This window comes from Streptomyces sp. NBC_01537, from assembly GCF_045040445.1.
In the GTDB taxonomy this organism is placed as follows: Bacteria; Actinomycetota; Actinomycetes; order Streptomycetales; family Streptomycetaceae; genus Actinacidiphila.
Genome location: NZ_CP109392.1, coordinates 3,291,636 through 3,314,530, shown reverse-complemented (window position 1 = coordinate 3,314,530; position 22,895 = coordinate 3,291,636). Strand labels below are relative to the sequence as shown.

The following is a 22,895-nucleotide window of genomic DNA, read 5'->3' as shown; positions in this document are numbered from 1 at the left end:
TAACCTCCTGGCATGGCAGCAGAAGCGACCATCCAAATAAGCGACCTGCGCAAGCGGTTCGGGCCCGCCACCGCTGTGGACGGGCTCTCCTTCACCGTCAGCCCCGGCCAGGTCACCGGCTTCGTCGGGCCCAACGGCGCCGGGAAGTCCACCACCATGCGCATGATCCTCGGCCTGGACGCCCCCGACGCGGGCACCGCACTGATCGGCGGCCGGCGCTACGCGGCCCTGCGGCACCCCCTCAAACATGTCGGCGCCATGCTGGACGCCGCCGCGCTCCACCCCGCCCGGCGGGCCCGCGACCACCTGCTGTGGCTGGCCCACTCGCACGGACTGCCCGCCCGCCGCGTCGACGAGGTGATCGGGCTGGTCGGCCTGGAGTCGGTGGCCCGGCGCCGGGCGGGCGGCTACTCGATGGGCATGCGGCAGCGGCTCGGGATCGCGGCGGCGCTGCTCGGTGATCCGCCGGTGCTGCTGTTCGACGAGCCGGTCAACGGGCTGGACCCGGAGGGGATCCGGTGGATCCGGGGCTTTCTGCGCTCGCTGGCCGCCGAAGGGCGGGCGGTGCTGGTGTCCAGCCACCTGATGAGCGAGCTGGAGGACAGCGCCGACCATCTCGTCGTCATCGGCCGGGGCCGGCTCGTCGCGGACACCAGCGTGCGCGAGCTGCTCGCGGCGGCCTCCGAGGACCGCGTCGCGCTGCGCACGACCGCGCGCTCCGAGGCCATGACGGTGCTGACCCGCGCGGGCGCCACGGTGGCGGCCACCGGAGGCGACACGCTCACCGTGTCGGGCCTGGCGGCCGGGCGCATCGTGGCGCTGCTGGGGGAGGGCGCGGTGCCGTTCTCCGAGGTGTCGGCGCACCGGGCGACGCTGGAGGAGGCGTACATGGAACTGACCCGGGACGCGGTCGAGTTCCAGGCCGCCACCACGGAAACCGTGGAAGGGGAGTCGCGATGACCACCACACCCACCATCACCCCGTACCGCTCCACCCTTGGGGCGACCGGCCGCGACGGCTTCGCGCAGCTGCTGCGCGCCGAGTGGACCAAGTTCCGGACCGTACGCCGCTGGGTGCTCGGCATGGCGGCCGCCGCGCTGGTGACCGTACTGATCTCGCTGCTCGGGGCGGCCGGCAACCACACCTCCAACAACGGTGAGCCCGTCCCGCAGGGACCGGACGGCACGGTTGTGACCGATTCCTTCGGCTTCGCCCACCGGACACTGACCGGGGACGGCGCCATTACCGCCCGCGTACGGTCCCTGACCGGGTCGGAGCGCTACGGCGCCGAGCCGTGGGCCAAGGCCGGGGTGATGATCAAGGCGAGCACGAAGCAGGGCTCGGCCTATGTGGCGCTGATGGTCACCCCCGGCCACGGGGTGCGGCTCCAGTACGACTTCACCCACGACATGGCGGGCAGCACGGCCAAGCTCTCCGCCGCCTCCCCGCGCTGGCTGCGCCTGACCCGCGCCGGGTCCGCGTTCACCGGCTACGAGTCCGCGGACGGCGAGAAGTGGACCAGGGTCGGCACGGTCCGCGTGACCGGGATTCCGGCCGCCGCGCAGGCCGGGCTCTTCGCCACGACGCCCCGGCACGAACAGGTGACACGGCAGTTCGGCGGCACATCGGTGACCGCCGGCGGCCGGCCGGTCACCGCTGTCCTGGACCGCGTCGGTCTCACCGGTGCGGGGGAGGGCACGGCGGGCTGGAGCATCGGCGAGGTGGGCCAGGGCGACCTGAACAACGCCGGCGTGTCCCCCGGTTCCGTATCCGGGGGCACCGTCACCGTCACCGGGACAGGCGACATCGCTCCGGACACGACCGGTCCCGACCTCGTCCAGATGAGCCTCAGCGGCGTTTCCATCGGCCTGCTGGTGGCCGTGGCCGTGGCGACGCTGTTCATCACCGCCGAGTACAAGCGCGGCATGATGCGCACCACCCTCGTCGCGAGTCCGCGGCGCGGCCGGGTGGTGGCGGCCAAGGCCGTGGTGATCGGCGCCGTCACCTTCGTCGCGGGGCTGGTGGCGACCTGCGTCGCCTTCCCGCTGGCCCAGCGCAGTCTGCGCGCGAACGGTTTCGGGCCGTACGCCGCGCACATGACGCTCACCCACCCGCCCACACTGCGAGCGGTCGTCGGCAGCGCGGCGCTGCTCGCCCTAGCCGCCGTCCTCGCGCTCGCGCTCGGCGTCGTACTGCGGCACAGCGCGGGGGCGATCACCCTCGTCGCCGTGCTCGTCGTACTCCCGCAGATCCTGTCCTACGCCCTCCCGCTGACCGCCGGTCACTGGCTGCTGCGGCTCACCCCGGCCGCCGCCTTCGCCATCCAGCAGGGCACATCCTCCGACGCCTACCCGCAGGTCGCCCACGCCTGCCTGCCCGAGGACGGCTGCTACCCGCTCTCCCCCTGGTCCGGGCTCGGCGTGCTGGGCGCGTACGCCGCCGTGGCCCTGGCCCTCGCGGTGTGGCGGCTGAACAGGAGGGACGCATGAGGCACGAACTGCACGCCGAGTGGACCAAGTTGCGGACCCTCCCCAGCACGGGCCGGCTGCTGCTCGCGATCGCCGTGCTGACGGTGGCGGTGAGCGCGCTGTCGGCGGCGGCCGTGTCCACCCGGCTCTGCCGGTCGGCGGCCGGCTGCCACGAGGACACCGTCAAGCTCGGCCTCTCCGGGGTCGGGCTCGGCCAGGCGGCCGTGGTGATCCTGGGCGCGCTGGCGATGAGCAGCGAGTACGGCACCGGCACCATCCGTACGACCCTGGCCGCGATGCCCCGCCGGAGCACCCTGTTCGCCGCCAAGGCGGCCGTCGTCAGCGGGTCGGCGATGGCCGCCGGCGCACTGGGCGTGCTCGGCTCCCTCCTCGCCGCCCGGCTCATCCTGCCGGGCAACGGCTTCACCCCGGCCGCCGGCTACCCGCTGATCTCCCTCGCCGACGGCCCCACGCTCCGGGCGGCCGCCGGGTCCGTGCTCTACCTCGGGCTGATCGCACTGCTCAGCCTCGGAGCGGCCACCGCGCTGCGCGACTCGGCGGCGGCCATCACCATCGTCCTCGGGCTGCTCTACGCCTTCCCGGTCATCACCCAGCTCGTCACCGACCCGGACTGGCATGCGCGCATGCAGCGCTACGCCCCGATGACGGCGGGCCTCGCCATCCAGGCCACCCGGAATCTCGGCCGGCTGCCGATCGGGCCGTGGCCGGGGCTGGGTGTGCTGGCCGCGTACGCGGGGGCCGCGCTGCTGGCGGGCGGGGTGCTGCTGCGTGCACGTGACGCGTAAAGCTGGACGCGTAAAGCGGCACGCGCGGCTCAGGACACCTCGACGGCGGCCTTGATGCGCTGCCCGAAGGCGTCCGCGTCCTTGCGGGCCGCGCTCAGGGCGAAGCCGACGACGAGCTTGCCCAGGCCATGGCCTTCGAGGACGTTGAAGATCCGTACGCGGGTTCCGCCGGAGGCGGTGGCGGAGAGGTCGTAGCCGCCTTCTCCGGCGGTCACGATGTTCTTCGAGAGCTCGGTCCAGCGGATCGCGGTGGACGGCTCGAAGGCGGTGATCCGGAACTCCCGCCTGGTGGTCATACCGGCGTCCTTGACCGTGCTGGCGAAGACGGTGCCGACGCCGGTCGGACCGTCCGTCGTCTTCTCGATCTTCTGTACGCGGGGGCTGAACTTGGGGTCGTTCGTGCCATCGGCGAGGAAGGCGAAGACCTCCTCGATGGGGCGGTCGATCTCGACTGTCGCCTCGAACTGACCGGCCATGGCCGCTCCTCAGATAGGGACTACCAGGATCCCAGACAACGGTCCCCCGCGCCTATCGCGTTCCCCCGAAACGGCGCACGAAGCGGCGCTGCCACGGGGTCTCCACGGCCCGGCGGTCGTAGTGCCGCCGTACGAAGTCCACCGCGTCCCCGGCCGGCACCCCGTCCAGCACCGCGATGCAGGCCAGAGCCGTCCCCGTACGCCCCCGGCCGCCGCCGCACGCGATCTCGACCCGCTCGGCCGGGTCCGCGGCCCGGGCCCAGGCCTCCCCGAGCAGCTCCCTGGCCCGCGCGGGGTCGGCCGGCAGCCGGAAGTCCGGCCAGCGCAGCCATCCGGTCGGCCAGGGGGCGTCGGGCGGCTGCCTGCCCAGCAGGTGGACGGCGTAGGTGGGCACCGGCCCGGGCGGCAGCGGCCGGCGCAGGGCCCGGCCGCGGACGAGGCGCCCGGAGGGCAGCCGCAGGACGCCGGGGCCGTCCGGATTCCAGCCTTCGGTCATGCTCACACCCCCACGCTATCCCCGCAGTTGACGGTACGCGGCGGCCGGACCGCGTAACCGGGGTGAGTCCATGCCGGACACGCCGGAACGGGGGGCCATGCCGAGACCTGGAACGCGCGGTCGCGCGCTCTTGTGGGGCGGGTCGGCGGTGGCCGGGGCCGGGCCGATCGGGTCGGCCGCACCCCGAGGCCTTCGCGGGCTCCCGCACCCCGCACCCCGCACGCAGCGGCACCGCCTATGCCCCGGGCCCCGCTTCCGACTCGGGCGAGTCGCTGTCCGCCCATCACCCCGGCGAGTTTCTCCCCGGCCGCGGGGACGCCGCCGGGGCCGAGCACTGGTGTACCCCCGCCGCCCGCGCCGGCAACCGCACATCCGCGCTTCCTGCGCTGGACCCGTATCGCCGTCGACAACGCCTCGACCCCGCCGTCCCACCTCAGCAGCGTCGCCGAAGCCCTTCGTCTGCTCACCGCCGACCTGGTCGACCCCCGCGATCCCCAGCCGGCCCTGGCCCTCGAAGCCTGCGGCCTCGCCGCCGACGTACACCTCCGCCTGTACGCCCACGACGAGGCCGCCCACCGCCAGGACTACGAACGAGCCATGGCCGAACTGGTCAGCCTCGGCCTCGCCGCCGGTGACCAGGCCACCGCGAACGCGGCGCTGGACCGGCTGTCCCGGCTGCGGCGGTCCTGAACCACCGTCATCACGCCTTCACGGTGAACCCGTGCTTCTTGCCCAGCTTGGTCAGCGAAGCCTTCCCGGGTATGCCGTTGGCGGCGTCCCCGGTGTAGCCGCACTTCTTCTGCCAGTCCCGGTACGCGTCGACCGTGAGGGTGCCGAACGCCCCGTCCACGTACTTCCCCTTCAGCAGCCCCTCCGCCTTGAGCGCGTCCTCGACCACCTTCACCTCGGCCTTGTGCGTGGTCTTGCCCTGCGCGAGCTTCGGGTCCTTCTTCGCGGCCTCGATGAGGTTCGCGAGGCTGACAGAGGGCTTCACGGGTTTGGCCGGTTTGGCCGGCGTGGTCGGCTTCGTCGGCTTTGACGTCGTCTTGCCGATCACCTTCTTGAGCTGGACCGCCACCTCGTCACGGAAGTCGTCCATGTTGAAGCTCGGGTCCACCTTCCGGCGGGTGCCCTCCTTGTGGCCGATGACCGACTCCGCCGTCCAGCCGTGGAACCGGCAAATGGCCGCCGCGAACCGCACCACCGCTGTGCGCTGCGCCTCCGGGTACGGGTCCTTCCCGTTCCCCTTGTTCTCCACCTCCACGCCGTACGTGATCGCGTTGGCGTCGATCGGCTCGGCGACGTCCGGACGGGGGTGGTTGCTGGACCCCTTCTTCATCGCCGAGACCGCGTTCGCGGCGAACGTACCCGCGTGGTTGGCGCGCCCGTTGCCGACCATCGTCACAGTGCCGTTCTTCGCTATGTGGGCGTGGCACAGCGGACCGGGCAGGCCGGAGCGGCCGTTGTAGCACAGGCTGAGGCTGTCGGTGCCGGCCGTGTGGTGAATGACGACCCCCTGCACCGGCCCCCAGTCCCCGTGGCCGGCTCGGTTGTGGGTCCGCCAGCCGGCGTGCTCGGCGACGGTTGCTCCCTCAGCCTTCAGCGCCTTCACGAACTGATCGGCTGTCATGGGTGTGGACATCGCTCAACTCCTCTGGTCAATCGGGCCGTTGTCATCTCGATGCGGGTGCCAAGCATCAGACGAGCCGGACCATACCGGAGGTTGCACGGGGCGGACGGCAGCCGCGATATTCGTAGGGAAACCTGTCAGAAGATGCTCTTCCGGGACACGGGATACAGGGCTTCCGCCCAGCGCTGGGGCATCGCCACCCGCCTGGGCATCGGTATCGGCTTCGGCGCGGCGGCCCGCTCCAGCCGGACCCGCCCGCCGAGCTCGATCTCGCCGTCGCGCCCGGGCGCCGTCAGGATCTGGGAGCCGCGGCCCTGGCTGATGTTCAGCGCGCGGTCCAGTTCATGTGTCAGCAGCACCGCCGGTGCTCCCGACGCCTCCGCCTCCGCCCCGCCGTCGAACGCCCGGGCCCTGATCCGGCCCGAGGTCTCGTCCTCCCACGCCCACGCGTAGACCGGTCCCTCACCGGCGGGGGGCGCGGCGAGCGCGTCCACCTCCTCCGGCGAGGCGCACTGCCGCAGGGTGCCCTGGCGCGCCCACTCGGCCCGCACGGTGACCCAGGCGAACTCCCCGTCGTTGCGCGCGAACACCTCGCCGGCCGCTGTGACGAGCACATCGACGTCGAGCAGCCACGCCGTGCCGACCAGCGCGTGCCCGGCGTAGGGCTGCGGCCCCCCGGCGGCGTACGGATCGATCTCGCCGCGCTCGGGGTCGTCCACGAACACGGTCTGGCCCTGCCCGAGGTCCGCCGCCAGAGCCTGCCGGTCGGCGGGCCGCCGTACGGCCGAGCCGTCGCGGACCACGCCCAGGTCCTGCCCGTGGTCGCCGTCGGGCCCGCAGAACACGCGCACCACGTCGAGGGCGACGGGTATCGCGAGGGCGTGGGTGTCAAGTCGTTCGGTCACCCCGGTATTGAAACATCCGGGTCGGACAGTGCCCCCGATGCCGGTGTTTGTCTGATAAGCATCTGATAGGCATCCGCCATGCAGACACAGGTGTGGGCATCGCTGATCGGTGTCCTGCTCGGCGGAGGCATGTCCTACCTGGCCCAGCTCACCACGGGACGACAGGCCGCCCGCAGCGAGGACAGGCGGCAGGCCGTGCAGCTGGCCGAGGCCCGTCGTGCCGAACGGCTGGCGGCGTTGCGGGAGTTCATCCAGCTCACCCAGCAGGGCATACGCCTGGCCGAGGCGCGCTACGACGCCGCCGACTGGCCCTCGGGCCGCACACCCGAGTGGCTGGCCGCCGCCAGGGCCCTCATCGACCGCCTCTGGATCTGCGAGCGGATGATCCTCGTCCTCTTCGGCCCCGGCCTCCACCAACCCGCCCGGGACTACGCCACCGCCGTGGACCACGTCCTGTGGGAGGACCTCGGCGAGCACGACCGCGTGGGCGACCACCTGCGCGGCCCCCAGGTCGCGTTCCTCGGCGCCGCTCACGAGCAGCTGGGCTGAGGAACGCGGCCCGGGCCTTTCAGGGGTCAGGGGTCCTACCGGGTGTAACCGGTGACCTTGCCGATCCAGGTCATGAAGGCGGGCGCGTCCTGGTTCGCGCCGTGCCCGCCGTCCCAGTACATGAACGTGTCGACTTTGTCGCCGAGGTTCTCCAGGCCGGCGGTGAGGTTGCCCACGACGGTCAGCGAGGTGTCGCTGTCCTTGGTGCCCACGCGGATGAACCAGTGCCGGGACCTGCCCGGGTTCTGATGCCTGATGAAGTACATCGGGTTCATCAGGTCGATCGTCTCCGGCAGATCCGCGTCGAGGCGGGCAGTGGCGTTGCCGGTGGCCTTGCGCAGGCTCCAGAGCGTGAAGTGCCGCGACTTCGTGGTGCCGATGCCGAACAGGTTGGTCTCGGGGGTGGACAGGTCGAAGGCGTCGAACGACGGGACGTTCTTCTTGCGGGCGCCCACATGGCTGAGGAAGTCGGCCCAGACGAACGACGCCTTGCCGTCGGCCCAGGTGATCCACGGGTTGGCGGTCAGATACGTGGCGCGGTCCGCGTCCGACAGGGCGGCCAGGAACCTGGTGGCCGACGGCTCCAGATGGGTCCTGACCATGTACTCGTCGTAGTTGCGGGCCGTGATACGGCCGAAGCCGTGCTTGCCGTGGAGCTTCAGCGACGCCTGGTACTCCGCGAACTGCCCCCGCAGATCCGTGGACAGGGCCTGGTCGACCTGCGCGCCGCCGGCGAGAGGATTGGTGCCCCAGTTCCACTCGTACGCCATGTCGGCGTGTGCGAGGTCGGTGATCGGGCAGTACGGCGCGGCGGCGAACACCGCGTCGCTCGCGTCGGCCGCCCCCAGCTCCTCCAAGTACGAGTCGTAGCGGCCGCTGCCGCCCGACGCGCCGATCAGCGAGGTGAGCGCACCGCCCGCACTGACGCCGGTGGCCACGATGCGGTCGGTGTTGCCCGGGATGCGGCCCTTGTTGTGGCGTACGTAACGCACCGCCGCCTTCAGGTCCACGATCGCGGCCGGGGCGACCCCGTAGTGGACGCCGGCCGCGTCCACCAGGCTCCGGCCCCTCGCTCCCGGCTCCACCACGACATAGCCCGACGCGAGGGCCAACTGCGGGTTCGCGCCCCGCCCGATGCCGGTGGCGTTGGCCGTGGACGACGGCATGTAGCCGCCGACCGCGTTGCTGAACAGGATCGGCGCGCCCGAGGCGTCGACCACCACGCCGTCGATCTCCACCGGGACGCTGACGTTGAGGGTCTGATACGTCACGTCCACCGGGCTGGCGACATACGTGATCGCCTTGTAGAAGCGGTACGTCACCGCCTTGACGCCGCTGTCCGTCGTCAAGGCCGCGGTGACGGTGGTGTAGTTCTCCGGGTCGAACGCCAAGACGTCGTCGTCCTTCGCCTTGCCTGGGGCGGCCCACGCGCCGCCCGCCGTGCTCACAACCATCGGTAAGGCGGCCGTTCCGGCCAGCGCCTTCACCATCTGCCTTCGCTTCATCGCGTCTTCTCTCTCCTGTGGGGGGAGCGCCGTGGGGTGCGCCGAGTGCGCGCCGGAGAAGGTGCGGAATGAGGAACCACTTCCGGCGCATGCGAAACATATGCACCGTCCATCAGATCGTCAACAATTTCGTCAAGCATTTTCGGCCAGGTGCGGTCCGTTCGGAGAGGCAGAATCGGGTGGCCGGCTCGGGCACCGGACACTAGGGTCGGTCGGGTGACTGCCGGGCCAGAGACTGCCGTTCACCTGAACCACACCGCTGTTTTCGCCAGGGACCGGCGGCTGTCCGCCGAGTTCATCGCCACGATTCTGGGGCTGCGGGTCGGAGATCCGTTCGGGCCGTTCCTGCCCGTCGATCTCGGCAACGGGGTGACGCTCGACTACTACGAGAAGAGCGACGAGCCGATCCAGTCGCAGCACTACGCGTTCCTCGTGCCCGAGGCGCGGTTCGACAGCATGATCGCCCGTCTGGAGGCCGTCGGCGTCACCTACTTCGCCGACCCCAGCCACACCGAACCGGGCCGGATCAACCGCCTCTTCGGCGGTCGTGGCGCGTACTTCGCCGACCCGAGCGGACACAACATGGAGATCATGACCCGCCCCTACGCCCGCCCGTAGCGGGCGGGCGGCAGGCGGCTGGCGCGCGTTGGCAGGACGCGGAGCATCTGGCCCGGGGAAGACGACCGCACCCGGCCCGTCAGGGACTCCGTGTTCGGCGTCCTGCGGACCGGGTGCGGACCGGAAATTCCGGATCAGGGCAGCGCCGCAGTTCAAGCAGCGGCGTGGCGCGAGATCAGGCCTTCTTGGTCTCCCAGAAGATCTTGTCGATCTCCGCGATCAGGTCGAGGGCCTTCTGGCCGGTCGCCGGGTCGGTGGAGGCCTTGGCGGCGCTGAGGGCCTTCAGGGTGTCGTTGACCAGGGTGCTGAGCTGGGGGTACTTCTCGAAGTGCGGGGCCTTGAAGTAGTCGCTCCAGAGCACCGAGACGTGGTGCTTGGCGAGCTCCGCGCGCTGCTCCTTGATGACGATGGCGCGGGCGCGGAAGTGCGGGTCCTCGTTGGCCTGGTACTTCTCCTGGACCGCCTTGACGGACTCGGCCTCGATGCGGGCCTGGGCAGGGTCGTATACGCCGCAGGGCAGGTCGCAGTGGGCGCTGACCTTAACCTTGGGCGCGAACAGGCGAGTGAACATGGCTGTCCTTCCTCGTGATCGTCTTTCCAGGTGGGAGATTACTCCCTGCCGGATGCGTTTTCTCGGGTGCCCCTGGGTGCTTAGGACAAAAGTCTGGTGTCACCCTGGGGCTGGGTGGACAGGGGCACGAGGAGCGAGGAAAGACGCGGAGGAGGCGGGGCATGCGGGAGCAGAGGGCGGCCAGGCTGCCGTATCAGCTGGTGGAGGTGACGGGGCCGTCGATGGTGCCGACGCTGCGGCACGGGGACTGGCTGCTGATCCAGTACGTGAAGAGCCCGGAAGCGGTGCGGGATGTAGTCCGTGAGGGTGACGTCGTGGTGCTGCGGCACCCGCTGCAGCAGGACCTGCTGATCGTGAAGCGGGCGGTGGAGCGGCGGGAGGGCGGGTGGTGGGTGCTGGGGGACAACACGTTCGCGGAGAGCGACAGCCGGCAGTTCGGGACGGTGCCGGACGAGCTGGTGCTGGCGCGGGGACTGGGGCGGTTCAGGCCTCCGATGGGGGTTCAGCGGTCGGTGGCGGGGGTGGCCGGCTGGGTGGTGTCGTGTGTGCGGGTGCTGAGGACGGACCGGTCGTTCTCCAGGCGCTTGCGGGCGCGGTAGGCGGCGACGTTGGCGCGCGTGGCGCAGCGGTCGGAGCAGTAGCGGCGGGAGCGGTTGGTCGAGGTGTCGATGTAGGCGTTGCGGCAGGGGGCGGCCTCGCAGATGCCGAGGCGGTCGACGCCGAGGGTGGTGAGCTGGAAGGCCAGGCCCATGCAGGCGGTCGCGGCGTAGGCGGCGGTGGCGGTCGAGGCGTGGTCGGCGAGGTGCATGTGCCAGTCGTGGCGGCCGTTCTCGTCCAGATAGTCGTGGCCTGAGATCTGCGGGCTCACGGGGAACTCCAGGAGCAGGGAGTTCAGGAGGTCGACGGCCCGGACCTCGTCCGCCTCGGAGGCGGCCTCGAAGACGCCGCGCAGGCGGGTGCGGACGGCGCGCAGGCGGTTGACGTCGGAGTCGGTGGCCCGGGCGGCGGTCTGGCTGGCGGGGCCGAAGAGGGCGCGTACGGCATCGACCGAGGTGAGGGTGTCGGTGCGGCGGTCCGGCTCCTCGGTGTTCACCAGGCGTACGGCGTAGTCCGAGTAATAGGCCAGTTCCACTGGTAGTCCTTACGTCTGCGCTCTACGGTTGGTAATGACCGATGTGACTCTAAGGGTATTACGCATTGGAGGGGATCGTCATGCCCGGACAGGCTGCACAGATCTGGCAGAACTGGCAGGACAGCTGGGACCGGCAGCAGGAGTGGTACCTGCCGGACCGGGAGGAACGCTTCCGGGTCATGCTCGACGCCGTCGAGGCGGTGGCCGGCCCCGAGCCCAGGGTGCTTGACCTGGCGTGCGGCACCGGCAGCATCACGGACCGGCTGCTGAAGCGCTTCCCGGGCGCGGTGTCGACCGGCGTGGACCTCGACCCCGCGCTGCTCACCATCGCGCGCGGGTACTTCGAGGGGGACCGCAGGGTCGAGTTCGTCGTGGCCGATCTGCGCACGCCCGACTGGACGGCGCGGCTGCCGTACGACTCCTACGACTGCGTCCTGACGGCGACCGCTCTGCACTGGCTCCAGCCGGAGCCGCTCCAGGAGCTGTACGGGCAGATCGCGGGCGTGCTGCGGGACGGCGGGGTCTTCATGAACGCCGACCACATGCCGGATCCGTCCACGCCCAGGCTCAACGAACTGGCCAAGGAGCAGGACCGCGTCCGCCGGGAGCGGGAGAAGGCGGCCGGGGTGCTGGACTGGGAGGAGTGGTGGGCGACGGCCAAGGCGGATCCGGTGCTGGCGGAGCCGACGGCCGAGCGGTACGCGATCTACGGGGCGCATGCCGACGGGGAGGTCCAGACGGAGGCCTGGCACGCGGCCGCCTTGCGCAGCGCGGGTTTCGGGGAGGCGCGGTCGGTGTGGCGGTCGGTGACCGATGCCGTGGTCCTGGGGCTGAAGTGACATCGCACAGGGCTTAGGACGAAAGATGTAAGGGGCGGCCTCCCATGGAGGCCGCCCCTTACCTGTCCGCTTGCCCGTCTGCCCTAGAGGACCTTCGACAGGAAGGCCTTCGTACGGTCGTGCTGCGGATTCGTCAGCACATCGCGCGGGTGGCCGGACTCGACGACCACGCCGTCGTCCATGAAGACCAGCGCGTCGCCGACCTCCCTCGCGAAGCCCATCTCGTGCGTGACGACGATCATCGTCATGCCGTCCTCGGCCAGCCCGCGCATGACGTCCAGGACGTCGCCGACCAGCTCGGGGTCTAGCGCCGAGGTGGGCTCGTCGAAGAGCATCAGCTTGGGCTGCATGGCCAGGGCGCGGGCGATGGCCACCCGCTGCTGCTGGCCGCCGGAGAGCTGGGACGGGTAGTTGCCCGCCTTGTCGGCCAGGCCCACGCGGTCCAGGAGGGCCACGGCCCGCTCGCGGGCCACCGCCTTGGTCTCCTTCTTGACCTTGACGGGGGCCTCCATGACGTTTTCGAGGGCCGTCATGTGCGGGAAGAGGTTGAAACGCTGGAAGACCATGCCGATGTCCCGGCGCTTCAGGGCGACTTCGCTGTCCTTGAGCTCGTAGAGCTTGTCGCCCTTCTGCCGGTAGCCGACCAGCTCGCCGTCGACCGACAGCTTGCCCGCGTTGATCTTCTCCAGGTGGTTGATGCACCGCAGGAACGTGGACTTGCCGGAGCCGGACGGGCCGATCAGGCAGAACACCTCACGCGGGGCGACCTCCAGGTCGATGCCCTTGAGGATGTGGGCCAGGCCGAAGGACTTGTGGACGCCCTCGGCCTTGACCATGGGGTGGTTGGTCACGGTCATGGGTGGTCACCGCCGCCAGTTCGAGAGGGAGGTCATGTTCGACTTGATCTTCTGGAACGGCGTCGGTGCCAGCTGACGCGAGGTGCCACGGGCGTAGTAGCGCTCCAGGTAGTACTGGCCGACGCTGAAGACGCTGGTGAGGACCAGGTACCAGCAGGCGGCCAGGAACAGCATCTCCACGGTGGCGCCGGAGGTCTGCGAGATGTCCTGGGAGTTGCGCAGCAGCTCGGGGTACTGGACGGCGACGACCAGCGACGAGGTCTTGAGCATGTTGATGAACTCGTTGCCGGTCGGCGGCACGATCACCCGCATCGCCTGCGGCAGCACCACCCGGCGCAGGGTCTGGCCCTGGGTCATGCCCAGCGCGTGCGAGGCCTCCGTCTGGCCCTCGTCCACGGACTGCAGGCCGGCCCGGACGATCTCGGACATGTACGCGGCCTCGTTCAGCCCCAGGCCGAGGAGCGCGGCCATGAACGGGGTCATGAACTGCGTCATCTCGTCCTTGTAGAACCCGAGGTTGATGACCGGGAACACGATGGACAGGTTGAACCAGACCAGCAGCTGGACGTAGACCGGGGTGCCCCGGAAGAACCAGACGTAGGCCCAGGCGATCCAGGCGGTGACCGGGTTCTTCGACAGGCGCATCACGGCGAGGACGATGCCCAGGATCGCGCCGACCGCCATGGCGGTGACGCTGATCACGATGGTGTTCTTGACGCCGGTGAGGATGCTGGAGTTGAAGAAGAAGTCCGGGATCGCGTCGTAGTTGACGTTGGCCCCGGCGAAGGCGTTGACCAGCAGGGCCACCAGCGCCAGGACGACCACGGCGGCGACCCAGCGGCCGTAGTGCCGGACGGGGATGGCCTTGATGGCCTCGGGAGCGACGAGGGTCCCGGCCGGGGGCTTGTCGCCGCCGGCCGGGGCCTTGTCGTTGCGTTCGGACATGAGAAGTGAGCCTCTAGACCTTCAGTAGACCGTCAGCCGTGGATCAGGAGCCGCCGTTGATCTTGGCCTCGGTGAGCGAGCCGGCCTCGACGCCCCACTTCTTGAGGATCGTCGCGTACGTGCCGTCCTTGATGATCGCCGTGACGGCGGCCTGGATGGCGTCCCGCAGCTTGGTGTCGGTCTTGCCGACGGCGATGCCGTACGGGCCCGCCTCGATCTGGTCGCCGACCGACTCGAAGGCGTTGCCGCCGTCGGTGGTCTTCGCGGCGTAGGCGGCCACGGGGTAGTCGTCGACGTCGGCGACGGTGCCGCCGGCCTTCAGCCGGGTCTGGGCCTCAAGAGTGGTGTCGAAGGCCTCGATGGTGATCTTCTTGCCGCCGGTGCACTTCTGGGCCTTGAGCAGGTCGTGGGCGACCGAGCCGCGCTGTACGGAAACGATTTTTCCGCACAGGTCGGCGAGCGTGGAGATGTTCTCCGGGTTGCCCTTCTTCACGATGATCCCGACACCGGCGGTGAAGTAGTCGACGAAGTCGACGCCCTCGCCGACCTTCTTGCCGCTGTCCGCGTCGATGCCGTTCTGCCGGTTCTTGGTGTCCGACATCGAGGAGATCGCGACGTCGTAACGGCCGGCCCGCATGCCTGTGATGAGGGTGTCGAAGGTGCCGTTGTTGAACTGGAAGGTCACGCCCAGCTGCTTGCCCAGGGCATTGGCGAGGTCGACGTCGACGCCGACCGTCTTGCCGCTGCTGTCCTTGTACTCCATCGGCGGGTACGCGATGTCGGAGCCGACCTTGATGACGCCCGCGCTCTTGATGTCCGCGGGCAGCTTGTCGCTCAGCGGAGCGGCGCTGGCGCTGCCGGACGACGCGCTCTTGTCGGTCTGGTCACCGCATCCGGTGAGCAGCAGGGCACCTGCGACCGCGATGGCTCCGACCGCGGTGAGGCGCGTTGCGGCGGCGGGGCGACGGATGGTGCTGGCGGTCATGCTGGTTCCTCCTGCGGAGTGGGGGAGTACCCGGTTTGTCCGGCACACGCGTTCGGGGATAGCGAGCCCGTGTGATCTCAGGCATCTTGCCATCCGGACATGAGGTCTTAGGCGACCGGTTGTGTCAAAATCGCATAACGGGCGATCCCCGGGCTCCCATCAGGCCGGTACACCAGGGCCGGACCGCGATGGGGCCGTGCTGACAAGTTACGTGTATCACGTCGGTTGTCCCGCTATTCGGACGATTTATTCGATATGTGCCGTCGTGAATGCGACTCGTCAGCGGAATCGGTCTTCCGGTAGAACAGACCCTTACCCCTCATCCGGGGCCCAGGGCGTGCGTGCGGCACGCCTGGCGTAGCGCGCTCCAGGACCACACATGTGCCTGAGGTCGCGCTTGCCGAGCCCAGCTATCTCCTGTCGTAGGGGGTAGTACCCTCGTAGAAATTTCAGACAAAGGGGTCAAAAGTGGCAGCGGAGATTGTCAATCCTCGCACTGACAGCGACGGGCCTGAAAGCCCCGTCGACCCGGTGTTCGCCCTGCACCGCGGCGGCAAGATGGAGGTGGCCGCCACCGTTCCGGTGCGCGACGCCGACGACCTGTCGCTCGCCTACACGCCGGGCGTGGCCAGGGTCTGCACCGCGATCGCCGAAGAGCCGGAGCTCGTCAACGACTACACGTGGAAGTCGAACGTGGTGGCGGTCGTCACCGACGGCACCGCGGTGCTCGGGCTCGGCGACATCGGGCCGGAGGCCTCGCTCCCGGTGATGGAGGGCAAGGCGATCCTCTTCAAGCAGTTCGGCGGGGTCGACGCGGTTCCGATCGCGCTCGCGACCACCGATGTGGACGAGATCGTCGAGACCGTGGTGCGGCTCGCCCCGTCCTTCGGTGGAGTGAATCTTGAGGACATCTCGGCGCCGCGCTGCTTCGAGATCGAGCGCAAGCTCATCGAGCGCCTCGACATCCCGGTCTTCCACGACGACCAGCACGGCACCGCCGTCGTGACCCTGGCCGCGCTCCGGAACTCGGCGCGGCTGACCGGGCGGGCCATGGGCAGCCTGCGTGCCGTCATCTCGGGCGCGGGTGCGGCCGGAGTCGCGATCGCCAAGATCCTCGTCGAGGCCGGCATCGGCGACGTCGCCGTCACCGACCGCAAGGGCGTGGTCCACGCGGGCCGCGACGACCTGAACTCCGCCAAGCGCGAGCTCGCTTCGTATACGAACCGGGCCGGCCTCACCGGCTCCCTGGAGGAGGCGCTGAACGGCGCCGACGTCTTCATCGGCGTCTCCGGCGGCACGGTGCCGGAGGAGGCCGTGGCCGGCATGGCCAAGGGCGCCTTCATCTTCGCGATGGCGAACCCGACGCCGGAGATCCACCCGGATGTCGCGCACAAGTACGCGGCCGTGGTCGCCACCGGGCGCAGCGATTTCCCCAACCAGATCAACAACGTGCTGGCCTTCCCGGGCATCTTCGCCGGCGCCCTCCAGGTGCGGGCCTCTCGGATCACCGAGGGCATGAAGATCGCGGCGGCCGAGGCGCTGGCCGCGGTGGTCGACGGCGAGCTGTCGGCGGACCGCGTCATCCCCTCGCCCTTCGACGCGCGGGTCGCCCCGGCCGTCACGGCGGCGGTGGCCGCGGCCGCCCGGGCCGAGGGCGTCGCGCGCCGCTGAGCCGAGTGCTCCGGTTTCGGGTGACGTACGTCGCTTCGCGGGGCGGGGCCTTCACCGGCCCCGCCCCGCGCCGCTACGTTCAAGGTCATGTTCGCTGCCTACGCCGCCCGCATCGACCCCGACCAGCCGCTGAACGGCCTTGAGCTCGGGGAGCGCCCTGAGCCGGAGGCCCGGCCAGGCTGGACGACCGTCCGCGTCAGGGCCGCCTCGCTCAACCATCACGACCTGTGGTCGCTGCGGGGAGTCGGGCTCGGCGAGAAGAGCCTCCCGATGATCCTGGGCTGCGACGCGGCGGGTGTCGACGAGGACGGCAACGAGGTCGTACTGCATTCCGTCATCGGCCAGACCGGGCACGGCGTCGGGCCGGACGAGCCCCGGTCGATCCTCACCGAGCGCTACCAGGGGACGTTCGCCGAGAAGGTGTCCGTGCCGAGCTGGAACGTTCTGCGCAAGCCGAAGGAGCTTTCCTTCGAGGAGGCGGCCTGCCTGCCGACCGCCTGGCTGACGGCGTACCGGATGCTCTTCACGAACGCCGCCGTACGGCCCGGGGACTCCGTCCTCGTCCAGGGCGCGGGCGGCGGCGTCGCCACGGCCGCGATCGTCCTCGGGAAGGCGGCCGGCCTGCGGATCTTCGCCACCAGCCGGGACGCGGCCAAGCGGGAGCGGGCTCTCGAGCTGGGCGCCGAGGGCGCCTTCGAGCCCGGCGCGCGGCTGCCGCACCGGGTCGACGCGGTGATCGAGACGGTCGGCGCGGCCACGTGGTCGCACTCGGTCAAGTCGCTGCGGCCGGGCGGCACGCTCGTCATCAGCGGCGCCACGTCCGGGCCGAGCCCGAAGTCGGCCGAGCTGAACCGGATCTTCTTCCTCGAACTGCGGGTCGTCGGCTCCACGATGGGCACGAAGGACGAGCTGGAGGATCTGCTGAGCTTCTGCGCCGCGACGGGGGTGCGGCCGGTGATCGACTCCGTGCTGCCGCTCGCGCGGGCGCGCGAAGGTTTCGAGCGGATCGCCGGCGGCGAGTTGTTCGGCAAGGTCGTGCTGACGATGTGACCAACTGACGTCATCCGGGGTGCGTTTCGGGAAGGGGCGGGGTGGGGGAGAACCCGCCCGCGAGGGGCGCAGAAAGAGGTGGGGGAACCGCACATGGCAACGGGGGACATACCGGCCTACGCCGGGGTCGAGCGCTTCGTGGAGGCGTTCGACAAGCTGGTGGCGCAGCCGAGGCGTAGCCGCAGCAGGGTGCCGGTGGTGCTGCTGACGGAGGACGCCGGAGGGCAGGCAGGTCGGCGGATCGTACGGGGGCTGCGGGGGCGGCTGCGGGGCCGCAGCGAGGTGCTGGCGTCGCACGCGTACGTACCGGCTCAGTCGCCGCAGTCGGCGGAACCGCCGGCGTTGGAGCTGTTCGAGCAGATCGCGATGCAGCTGGCGGAGTCGATGCCGGCGGGCACGGGGCAGTTGCGGCTCCCCGGCTACCGGCTGCTGCACGCGGTGGTGACGGCGACGGCCATCGACGGCCCGGTGGAGCACCGCCATTCGGAGCTGCGCAACCACTGCTATGCCGAGCACCGCCGCTGGTCGAAGGCGGCGGACACGCTGTGGTGGCTGGGCGGGCGGGACCAGGCCAGTGGCGGGACGCTGATCGAGACGGTGTGGAATCTGGTCGCGGGCCCGCTGTTCCAGTCGCTGCCGCGCTGGCTGTTCGGGATCGGGGCCTCGCGCCGGATGCTGGGCCGGGGGCGCAATCGCCGCTGGTACGCGGAGTGGGCGCGGCTGCAGCACGGGACGCCGCCGAAGGACTTCTTCCGGTCGGCGCTGGATCACGTACCCGGCGGCGAGGGGAGCGATCCGGAGCGGCTGGACCGGGTGCTGATGCACGCGCTGCTGGCGGACCTGGACGGGGCGGTGCGGCGCAGACGCGCGAATCCGTGGCGCAGGCGCCGGTCGACGCGCTTCGTGCTGTTGTTCGAGGAGGCGGGGGCCTCGGACTCGCGCGTGCAGCGGTTCCTGCGGGAGCTGCGCTCGGCCGTGGAGGACCTGCGGTGCACCTCCGTGATCGCGGTGGCGGCGGGCGTACGCTCACTGGCCTCCCGGATCCCGGACATCGTGGCGGCGGACCTGGCGCACGCGGGCGCCGAGCTGACTCTGGTGGAGCGGCAGGGCATGCGGGCGGGACAGCCGACCGGCATCGTGGTGCCGGTCCGGGAGGGGCCGGAGGACGACGAGCAGGCGGCGTACTGGATCGGCCGGTTCCCGACCCTGGTGGCGCCGTCACGCCGCTGGGGACCGCGCACCGAGGTGGCCGGGGCCGCGGTGGCGGCGCTGGTCGCGCTCGCGGTGGCGGCGGGGCTGCTGCAGGGGCTGCCGTGGGTGCAGGCCGCGAAGAACAGCTGCGCCGGGGCGACCTTCCTGGAGGACGAGGGCGGGGAGTGCGTCGGCTTTGCCGCCGGGAAGGCGCGGTACGCCAAGGGCGAGAAGCGGATAGGCGCCGTACTGGACCAGATCAACCGGCAGAACAAGCAGGTCAGCGAGGCGACGGCAGACCTGGCCGCCGGGCGGCCGCATTTCCGTACGGTGGTCTACCTCGGCCCCTTCAGCGGCGGCGAGGGAGACGAGGACCCGGTGCGCGGCGGGACCCTGCCGGAGCTGCGCGGCGTCGCGCTGGCGCAGAAGTACGTGAACGAGCTGGCGCTGAAGGGCGAGGGCGACCGCGTGCCGCTGTACGTGCTGGTCGCCAATGCCGGGCACCTCTTCGAGCACGCGCCGAAGGTGGCCGACAGCATCATCCGGCGGGCCGAGCGCGACTCCTCGATCGTCGGGGTCGTCGGCTTCGGGCAGAGCCGCCTCGCCACGTACCGCGCGATACGCAAGCTGGACGCCGCCGGCATCCCCATGCTGGGCACCTCCGGCACGGCGGACGCCCTGCTGGACCAGGGCCTGCACTACTACCAGACGGCGCCGGTCGACAGCCGGGCCGCGCAGGTCATGGCCTCCTTCGTGGAGCACGCCGCGATGGTGCCGCAGCCGGACGGCAAGCCCGTACGGGCCGCCCGCGTCGAGCTGGTCGCCGACCGCACCGATCCGTACAGCAACGGGCTGGCCCGCTCGTTCCAGGCGGACTACACGGCCTCGGGCGGCTCGGCCGAGGCGCTCCTCGTGCCGTCCGACGGGAAACCGGTCTCGGACGCCCTGGCCGGGCAGTCGTACGCCACCCTCGGGGATCTGGCCGAGCGGGTGTGCGCGGCCGTCGGCAGTGGCGCGACGCCCACGGCGGTGGTGTGGACCGGGCGGGCCAGCCAGTTCGTCAACTTCCTTGAGGAGTACCGGAAGAAGTCCGACAACTGCCCCGAACTGAGCGTCCTGGGCGGCGACGACGTCACCAACGCCCTGCTCACCGGCTCCAGTCCGTGGTCCGCCTTCGACCGGCTGAGCCTGTACTACATCTCGCACGGCAACGCCGCCGAGGTGACGGGCGAGGGCGCCCGCTCCTACCTGGAGGCGTACGGCGACACCTACGGCAAGGACTCCATGCGCCTGGACCCGCACCCCGCGCTGGCCTGGGACGCCCTGCGGTACCTCTCCGAGGCGATCGACGAGGCCTGGGTCGGCACCGGGCGCAGCGACGGACGCCTGGACCGGGCCCTGGTCCAGGCGGTGCTCTACCAGGGGCTCGGCGGTGGCGGCTTCAACGGCGCCACCGGGCGCATCGACTCCCGGGGTGTGACCGGCGGCCGCCGGCTGACGGCGGACAAGCTGGTGGGCGTGCTGCGGGGTTCGCCCAAGGGGGCGGCGGAGACGGTGCTGTTCTGCGGGGCGGTGACGGCGTCGGATGTGCGGGTGAAGTGGGGCGCGGGGGGCTACGACTGCCCGGCCGGGTAGGCCGGGTGGTCAGGACTTGGGCTTGCCTCCGCGCAGCACGACGCCGATGTGGGCCGCCGCCGTCGACAGATGGCGCCGCGCCTCGCGGAGCTGGTCCGCGGTGACGCCGTGGTCGCGGGCGGCGTCGCGGATGTCGTCGCGGAAGCGGTCGAGGAGGCGTTCGAGGTCGCGGGCGGGGTCGTCGCTGACGGGGGAGTCGTCGGCGGCCCAGTCGGGGGTGTCGGGGGTGGCGGAGTCGGGCTTGACGTAGCCGGGCCAGGGGGTGGTGCGGCCGAACTGGCCGAGCTCACGGCTGAGTTCGGCGAGGCCTTCTCTGAGGCCGCCCTGCCAGTCGCCGCGCCGGACGTGCTCCTGGACCTCGTCCTGGACCTGGCGGGCGATGCGCTGCACCTCGTCCCGGGCGAAGTCCTGGGCCTCCTTGGCCTGACGGCGGGCGTTGCGGGCGTCTTCCTTGGCGCGGCGGCTCTCCTCCTTCAGCTTCCGGAAGTCGAAGTCGGCGTCGGGCTTCGTACGGGCCTGCTGGGCGGCGGCGCGGACCTCGCGCCGCAGGTCGCCGGCGGCGCCGCGGACGTCCTCGCGGATCTCGGCGGCGAGGGTGGAGACGGACTCGCGGATCTCGTTCTCCAGGTCGTCGATCTCGCCCGCGCGGGAGGCGAGTTCGGCGCGGCCGGCATCGGTGATCGAGTAGACCTTGCGGCCGCCCTCGCTGGAGTGGGTGACCAGGCCCTCCTGCTCCAGCTTGGCCAGTCGCGGGTAGACGGTGCCGGCGGAGGGCGCGTACAGGCCCTGGAAGCGCTCCTCCAGGAGGCGGATGACCTCGTAGCCGTGGCGGGGGGCCTCGTCGAGCAGCTTGAGCAGGTAGAGCCGCAGCCGGCCGTGGGCGAAGACGGGGGGCATGTCAGCTGTCCTTCCGGAAGGGATCGCGGGGTTCCGCGTTGTCGAAATCCTCGATGGGCGGCCTGCGCAGCAGCGCGATCGCCCCGGAGACCGTGGTCGCCCGCAGCCGCGCCCCACCGTCACCGATCCGCCCGGTGATCCGTTTGGCCCCCCACTGGCCGGAAACCCGTAGCTCGTCGAAGGCGCAACTCACCGAGCCGCTCGTGGTGTTGGCCTCCACCTCCGCGTCGCCCGGCTCCGGAATGCGGATCGCGATCTCGCCGGAGACCGTGGTGAGCCGTACGTCGGCACCGCCGAGCGGGTCCAGGTCCAGCACCATGTTGCCGCTCACCGAGTCGGCCTTGACGGCCGCCCCGCTGCCCTCGATCACCGTCAGGTCCCCGGAGACGGTGTTGACCTTCAGGTCGCCCGACACCGCCTGCGCCTCCACGCTCCCGTTGACCGTCTCGGCAGTCGTCGGGCCGGTCAGCCCCACCAGTGCGATCTCCCCGTTCACTCCCCGCACCTGCGTACGGTCCGCGATCCCCGAGATCACCGCGCTCGCCCCGACCACGCCCACCGACACCCGCGTACGCTGCGGCACTGCCAGCGACACCACGGCGTGCCGCCGCCAGCCCTTGCGGTCGAGCCACTTGAACAGGCCCTTCCACGGCAGATCCTCGTACGTCACGGTCAGCGTCCCGCCCTTGTGGCTCACCACGAGCGGCGGCCCCTCCAGCTCGCTGACCTCCAGCCGCGCCGGCCCCTCGTCCACACCGACCACGTTCACGGCGCCGTTGACGATGCGTACGTGCAGTGTGTCGACGTCGCCCTCGAAGACCAGCTTGTCAGGCTCGGCGACGGACCATTCCGACGTGCCGCTCATTTCGCCCCTCCTGGGGTGTGCCGACGACAACGCAACATATCGCGTCTCTCGATAGACACGATATATCGCGTACAGGGGAAGTCAAGCGGCTGCGCGCCCTACTCGTCGTCCTCGTCGTCCAGCCGGGCCAGCCAGGTCGCCAGCCGCTCCACCGGGATCTCGAACTCGGGATTGAGGTCCACGAACTCCTGCAGACGGGCGGCGAGCCACTCGAAGGTGACCTCCTCCTCGCCACGCCGGCTCTCCAGCTCCTCGATGCCGCGGTCGGTGAAGTACAAGGGGTGCTCCGGATCATGAATCAGGGACGGTTGTGCGTATGCGGCCAGGATATTGCGCGCCTGGCCTTGCCTTTGTCCCTGTCGGCGACCTTGACGCGGCGCTAGCCTGATCGTCTCGACTACGGGGGGTGTGGGGGATGGCCGGGGAGGTCACGCAGATCCAACTGCCGGACGGGACGGTCGTATGGGCGCATGTCGCCGGCGCAGACCAACTCGGCGAGCGCCGGGGGGCGTACAGCGACACGGGGCTGTCCGAACAGGTTGCCGCGCGCGTCGAGGGGCTCCATGACCTGGTCCTCGGCGTGACGCGATCGGTGTTCGGCGCCGTGCGGCAGGTCGCGCGGCCGGACGAGGTGAGCGTTTCGTTCGGCATAGAGCTGGCGGCCAGGCCGGGGAAGGTGGTCGGGCTGCTGGCCGAGGCGGAGGGCAAGGCGGCCATCAACGTCACCCTCGCGTGGAAACGCAGCCCCGAGGAGGACGGGGGTGCGGTGTGAGCCCCGGGGCCTCCCTGCGGCACGGAGGGCGC

Annotated in this window: 25 protein-coding genes; 12 read left to right on the top strand and 13 right to left on the bottom strand. The window is 70.9% G+C overall.

Annotated features, from left to right (window positions below; genetic code table 11):
• The first annotated feature begins 12 nt into the window (after positions 1 to 12).
• The 3 genes from OG607_RS15020 to OG607_RS15010 are packed head-to-tail and all read left to right on the top strand — an operon-like array spanning position 13 to position 3,274.
• Complete coding sequence (locus OG607_RS15020; protein WP_405723448.1) at positions 13 to 960, top strand: ABC transporter ATP-binding protein; 948 nt, start codon at positions 13 to 15, stop codon at positions 958 to 960.
• Positions 957 to 2,489 (top strand): ABC transporter permease subunit, encoded by a 1,533-nt coding sequence (locus OG607_RS15015; RefSeq protein WP_405723446.1) that lies wholly within the window; start codon positions 957 to 959, stop codon positions 2,487 to 2,489. Before OG607_RS15020 ends, OG607_RS15015 begins: the two co-directional genes overlap by 4 nt.
• The gene (locus tag OG607_RS15010; protein ID WP_405723444.1) at positions 2,486 to 3,274 is read left to right on the top strand and encodes an ABC transporter permease; all 789 of its coding nucleotides are present in this window, start codon (positions 2,486 to 2,488) and stop codon (positions 3,272 to 3,274) included. The genes OG607_RS15015 and OG607_RS15010 overlap by 4 nt, the downstream gene beginning before the upstream one ends.
• 29 nt (positions 3,275 to 3,303) lie before the next feature.
• Here OG607_RS15010 and OG607_RS15005 read toward each other — a convergent pair whose 3' ends face one another.
• Positions 3,304 to 3,750, bottom strand: a complete 447-nt coding sequence (locus OG607_RS15005; RefSeq protein ID WP_405723442.1) for an SRPBCC family protein — start codon at positions 3,748 to 3,750, stop codon at positions 3,304 to 3,306.
• 52 nt (positions 3,751 to 3,802) lie between these two features.
• Positions 3,803 to 4,246: a protein phosphatase gene (locus OG607_RS15000; RefSeq protein ID WP_405736776.1), complete on the bottom strand. Its 444-nt coding sequence runs from the start codon at positions 4,244 to 4,246 to the stop codon at positions 3,803 to 3,805.
• 237 nt (positions 4,247 to 4,483) lie between these two features.
• On the opposite strand from OG607_RS15000, the gene OG607_RS14995 reads away from it, so the two are divergent.
• Complete coding sequence (locus OG607_RS14995; RefSeq protein WP_405723440.1) at positions 4,484 to 4,936, top strand: hypothetical protein; 453 nt, start codon at positions 4,484 to 4,486, stop codon at positions 4,934 to 4,936.
• Positions 4,937 to 4,946: 10 nt separating this feature from the next.
• Here the strand turns inward: OG607_RS14995 and OG607_RS14990 are convergent, their stop codons facing one another.
• Positions 4,947 to 5,888 carry an N-acetylmuramoyl-L-alanine amidase gene (locus tag OG607_RS14990; RefSeq protein ID WP_405723438.1) on the bottom strand — a complete coding sequence of 314 codons (942 nt, stop codon included), beginning with the start codon at positions 5,886 to 5,888 and terminating at the stop codon, positions 4,947 to 4,949.
• Between the two features lie 125 nt (positions 5,889 to 6,013).
• Complete coding sequence (locus tag OG607_RS14985; RefSeq protein WP_405723436.1) at positions 6,014 to 6,781, bottom strand: PhzF family phenazine biosynthesis protein; 768 nt, start codon at positions 6,779 to 6,781, stop codon at positions 6,014 to 6,016.
• Positions 6,782 to 6,859: 78 nt separating this feature from the next.
• Between OG607_RS14985 and OG607_RS14980 the strand changes: the two genes are divergently transcribed.
• Positions 6,860 to 7,330 (top strand): hypothetical protein, encoded by a 471-nt coding sequence (locus OG607_RS14980; RefSeq protein WP_405723434.1) that lies wholly within the window; start codon positions 6,860 to 6,862, stop codon positions 7,328 to 7,330.
• Between the two features lie 35 nt (positions 7,331 to 7,365).
• Here the strand turns inward: OG607_RS14980 and OG607_RS14975 are convergent, their stop codons facing one another.
• Positions 7,366 to 8,835 carry a subtype B tannase gene (locus OG607_RS14975; RefSeq protein WP_405723432.1) on the bottom strand — a complete coding sequence of 490 codons (1,470 nt, stop codon included), beginning with the start codon at positions 8,833 to 8,835 and terminating at the stop codon, positions 7,366 to 7,368.
• A 216-nt stretch (positions 8,836 to 9,051) separates the two neighbouring features.
• Here OG607_RS14975 and OG607_RS14970 point away from each other — a divergent pair, with 216 nt between their 5' ends.
• Positions 9,052 to 9,453: a VOC family protein gene (locus OG607_RS14970; RefSeq protein ID WP_405723430.1), complete on the top strand. Its 402-nt coding sequence runs from the start codon at positions 9,052 to 9,054 to the stop codon at positions 9,451 to 9,453.
• A 175-nt stretch (positions 9,454 to 9,628) separates the two neighbouring features.
• Here the strand turns inward: OG607_RS14970 and sodN are convergent, their stop codons facing one another.
• Positions 9,629 to 10,024, bottom strand: a complete 396-nt coding sequence (sodN, locus tag OG607_RS14965; protein WP_127358959.1) for a superoxide dismutase, Ni — start codon at positions 10,022 to 10,024, stop codon at positions 9,629 to 9,631.
• A gap of 161 nt (positions 10,025 to 10,185) precedes the next feature.
• On the opposite strand from sodN, the gene sodX reads away from it, so the two are divergent.
• Positions 10,186 to 10,623, top strand: a complete 438-nt coding sequence (gene sodX, locus OG607_RS14960) for a nickel-type superoxide dismutase maturation protease (protein ID WP_405723427.1) — start codon at positions 10,186 to 10,188, stop codon at positions 10,621 to 10,623.
• On the opposite strand, the gene OG607_RS14955 is transcribed toward sodX, so the two are convergent.
• Positions 10,527 to 11,156, bottom strand: coding sequence for a CGNR zinc finger domain-containing protein (locus tag OG607_RS14955; protein WP_405723425.1), 630 nt, complete (start codon positions 11,154 to 11,156; stop codon positions 10,527 to 10,529). The two genes, sodX and OG607_RS14955, sit on opposite strands and share 97 nt — an antisense overlap.
• Before the next feature lie 80 nt (positions 11,157 to 11,236).
• Between OG607_RS14955 and OG607_RS14950 the strand changes: the two genes are divergently transcribed.
• Complete coding sequence (locus OG607_RS14950; protein WP_405723423.1) at positions 11,237 to 11,995, top strand: class I SAM-dependent methyltransferase; 759 nt, start codon at positions 11,237 to 11,239, stop codon at positions 11,993 to 11,995.
• A gap of 83 nt (positions 11,996 to 12,078) precedes the next feature.
• Here OG607_RS14950 and OG607_RS14945 read toward each other — a convergent pair whose 3' ends face one another.
• From OG607_RS14945 to OG607_RS14935, 3 genes are read right to left on the bottom strand one after another with little or no spacing between them, the layout of a single operon-like run.
• A complete protein-coding gene (locus OG607_RS14945; RefSeq protein ID WP_405723421.1) occupies positions 12,079 to 12,852 on the bottom strand; it encodes an amino acid ABC transporter ATP-binding protein in 774 nt (257 codons plus the stop codon).
• Positions 12,853 to 12,858: 6 nt separating this feature from the next.
• Positions 12,859 to 13,797, bottom strand: a complete 939-nt coding sequence (locus OG607_RS14940; RefSeq protein WP_405723419.1) for an amino acid ABC transporter permease — start codon at positions 13,795 to 13,797, stop codon at positions 12,859 to 12,861.
• 43 nt (positions 13,798 to 13,840) lie between these two features.
• Positions 13,841 to 14,782, bottom strand: coding sequence for an ABC transporter substrate-binding protein (locus tag OG607_RS14935; protein ID WP_405723417.1), 942 nt, complete (start codon positions 14,780 to 14,782; stop codon positions 13,841 to 13,843).
• A 468-nt stretch (positions 14,783 to 15,250) separates the two neighbouring features.
• On the opposite strand from OG607_RS14935, the gene OG607_RS14930 reads away from it, so the two are divergent.
• The 3 genes from OG607_RS14930 (at position 15,251) to OG607_RS14920 (ending at position 20,329) form a co-directional block, all read left to right on the top strand.
• On the top strand, positions 15,251 to 16,453 hold the full coding sequence (locus OG607_RS14930; protein WP_405723415.1) for an NADP-dependent malic enzyme: 1,203 nt from the start codon (positions 15,251 to 15,253) through the stop codon (positions 16,451 to 16,453).
• An 87-nt stretch (positions 16,454 to 16,540) separates the two neighbouring features.
• Positions 16,541 to 17,503, top strand: a complete 963-nt coding sequence (locus OG607_RS14925; RefSeq protein ID WP_405723413.1) for a zinc-binding dehydrogenase — start codon at positions 16,541 to 16,543, stop codon at positions 17,501 to 17,503.
• A gap of 93 nt (positions 17,504 to 17,596) precedes the next feature.
• Positions 17,597 to 20,329, top strand: a complete 2,733-nt coding sequence (locus OG607_RS14920; RefSeq protein WP_405723411.1) for an ABC transporter substrate-binding protein — start codon at positions 17,597 to 17,599, stop codon at positions 20,327 to 20,329.
• 9 nt (positions 20,330 to 20,338) lie between these two features.
• On the opposite strand, the gene OG607_RS14915 is transcribed toward OG607_RS14920, so the two are convergent.
• From OG607_RS14915 to OG607_RS14905, 3 genes are all read right to left on the bottom strand, one after another.
• Complete coding sequence (locus OG607_RS14915; protein ID WP_405723409.1) at positions 20,339 to 21,226, bottom strand: helix-turn-helix transcriptional regulator; 888 nt, start codon at positions 21,224 to 21,226, stop codon at positions 20,339 to 20,341.
• A 1-nt stretch (position 21,227) separates the two neighbouring features.
• Positions 21,228 to 22,091 (bottom strand): DUF4097 family beta strand repeat-containing protein, encoded by an 864-nt coding sequence (locus OG607_RS14910; RefSeq protein WP_405723407.1) that lies wholly within the window; start codon positions 22,089 to 22,091, stop codon positions 21,228 to 21,230.
• Between the two features lie 98 nt (positions 22,092 to 22,189).
• Positions 22,190 to 22,369, bottom strand: coding sequence for a DUF6104 family protein (locus OG607_RS14905; protein ID WP_405723405.1), 180 nt, complete (start codon positions 22,367 to 22,369; stop codon positions 22,190 to 22,192).
• 137 nt (positions 22,370 to 22,506) lie between these two features.
• Between OG607_RS14905 and OG607_RS14900 the strand changes: the two genes are divergently transcribed.
• Positions 22,507 to 22,863, top strand: a complete 357-nt coding sequence (locus tag OG607_RS14900) for a CU044_2847 family protein (protein ID WP_405723403.1) — start codon at positions 22,507 to 22,509, stop codon at positions 22,861 to 22,863.
• The last annotated feature ends 32 nt before the right edge of the window (positions 22,864 to 22,895 follow it).

What these genes read in the sequence shown, in the direction of transcription:
- OG607_RS15000 (WP_405736776.1), bottom strand. Translation starts at nt 4,246, where the DNA reads ATGACCGAAGGCTGGAATCCGGACGGCCCCGGCGTCCTGCGGCTGCCC.
- OG607_RS14945 (WP_405723421.1), bottom strand. Translation starts at nt 12,852, where the DNA reads ATGACCGTGACCAACCACCCCATGGTCAAGGCCGAGGGCGTCCACAAG.
- OG607_RS14995 (WP_405723440.1), top strand. Translation starts at nt 4,484, where the DNA reads ATGCCCCGGGCCCCGCTTCCGACTCGGGCGAGTCGCTGTCCGCCCATC.
- sodN (WP_127358959.1), bottom strand. Translation starts at nt 10,024, where the DNA reads ATGTTCACTCGCCTGTTCGCGCCCAAGGTTAAGGTCAGCGCCCACTGC.
- OG607_RS14935 (WP_405723417.1), bottom strand. Translation starts at nt 14,782, where the DNA reads ATGACCGCCAGCACCATCCGTCGCCCCGCCGCCGCAACGCGCCTCACC.
- OG607_RS14950 (WP_405723423.1), top strand. Translation starts at nt 11,237, where the DNA reads ATGCCCGGACAGGCTGCACAGATCTGGCAGAACTGGCAGGACAGCTGG.
- OG607_RS14940 (WP_405723419.1), bottom strand. Translation starts at nt 13,797, where the DNA reads ATGTCCGAACGCAACGACAAGGCCCCGGCCGGCGGCGACAAGCCCCCG.
- OG607_RS14915 (WP_405723409.1), bottom strand. Translation starts at nt 21,226, where the DNA reads ATGCCCCCCGTCTTCGCCCACGGCCGGCTGCGGCTCTACCTGCTCAAG.
- OG607_RS14990 (WP_405723438.1), bottom strand. Translation starts at nt 5,888, where the DNA reads ATGTCCACACCCATGACAGCCGATCAGTTCGTGAAGGCGCTGAAGGCT.
- OG607_RS15005 (WP_405723442.1), bottom strand. Translation starts at nt 3,750, where the DNA reads ATGGCCGGTCAGTTCGAGGCGACAGTCGAGATCGACCGCCCCATCGAG.
- OG607_RS14900 (WP_405723403.1), top strand. Translation starts at nt 22,507, where the DNA reads ATGGCCGGGGAGGTCACGCAGATCCAACTGCCGGACGGGACGGTCGTA.
- sodX (WP_405723427.1), top strand. Translation starts at nt 10,186, where the DNA reads ATGCGGGAGCAGAGGGCGGCCAGGCTGCCGTATCAGCTGGTGGAGGTG.
- OG607_RS14910 (WP_405723407.1), bottom strand. Translation starts at nt 22,091, where the DNA reads ATGAGCGGCACGTCGGAATGGTCCGTCGCCGAGCCTGACAAGCTGGTC.
- OG607_RS14975 (WP_405723432.1), bottom strand. Translation starts at nt 8,835, where the DNA reads ATGAAGCGAAGGCAGATGGTGAAGGCGCTGGCCGGAACGGCCGCCTTA.
- OG607_RS15015 (WP_405723446.1), top strand. Translation starts at nt 957, where the DNA reads ATGACCACCACACCCACCATCACCCCGTACCGCTCCACCCTTGGGGCG.
- OG607_RS14925 (WP_405723413.1), top strand. Translation starts at nt 16,541, where the DNA reads ATGTTCGCTGCCTACGCCGCCCGCATCGACCCCGACCAGCCGCTGAAC.
- OG607_RS15010 (WP_405723444.1), top strand. Translation starts at nt 2,486, where the DNA reads ATGAGGCACGAACTGCACGCCGAGTGGACCAAGTTGCGGACCCTCCCC.
- OG607_RS15020 (WP_405723448.1), top strand. Translation starts at nt 13, where the DNA reads ATGGCAGCAGAAGCGACCATCCAAATAAGCGACCTGCGCAAGCGGTTC.
- OG607_RS14920 (WP_405723411.1), top strand. Translation starts at nt 17,597, where the DNA reads ATGGCAACGGGGGACATACCGGCCTACGCCGGGGTCGAGCGCTTCGTG.
- OG607_RS14980 (WP_405723434.1), top strand. Translation starts at nt 6,860, where the DNA reads ATGCAGACACAGGTGTGGGCATCGCTGATCGGTGTCCTGCTCGGCGGA.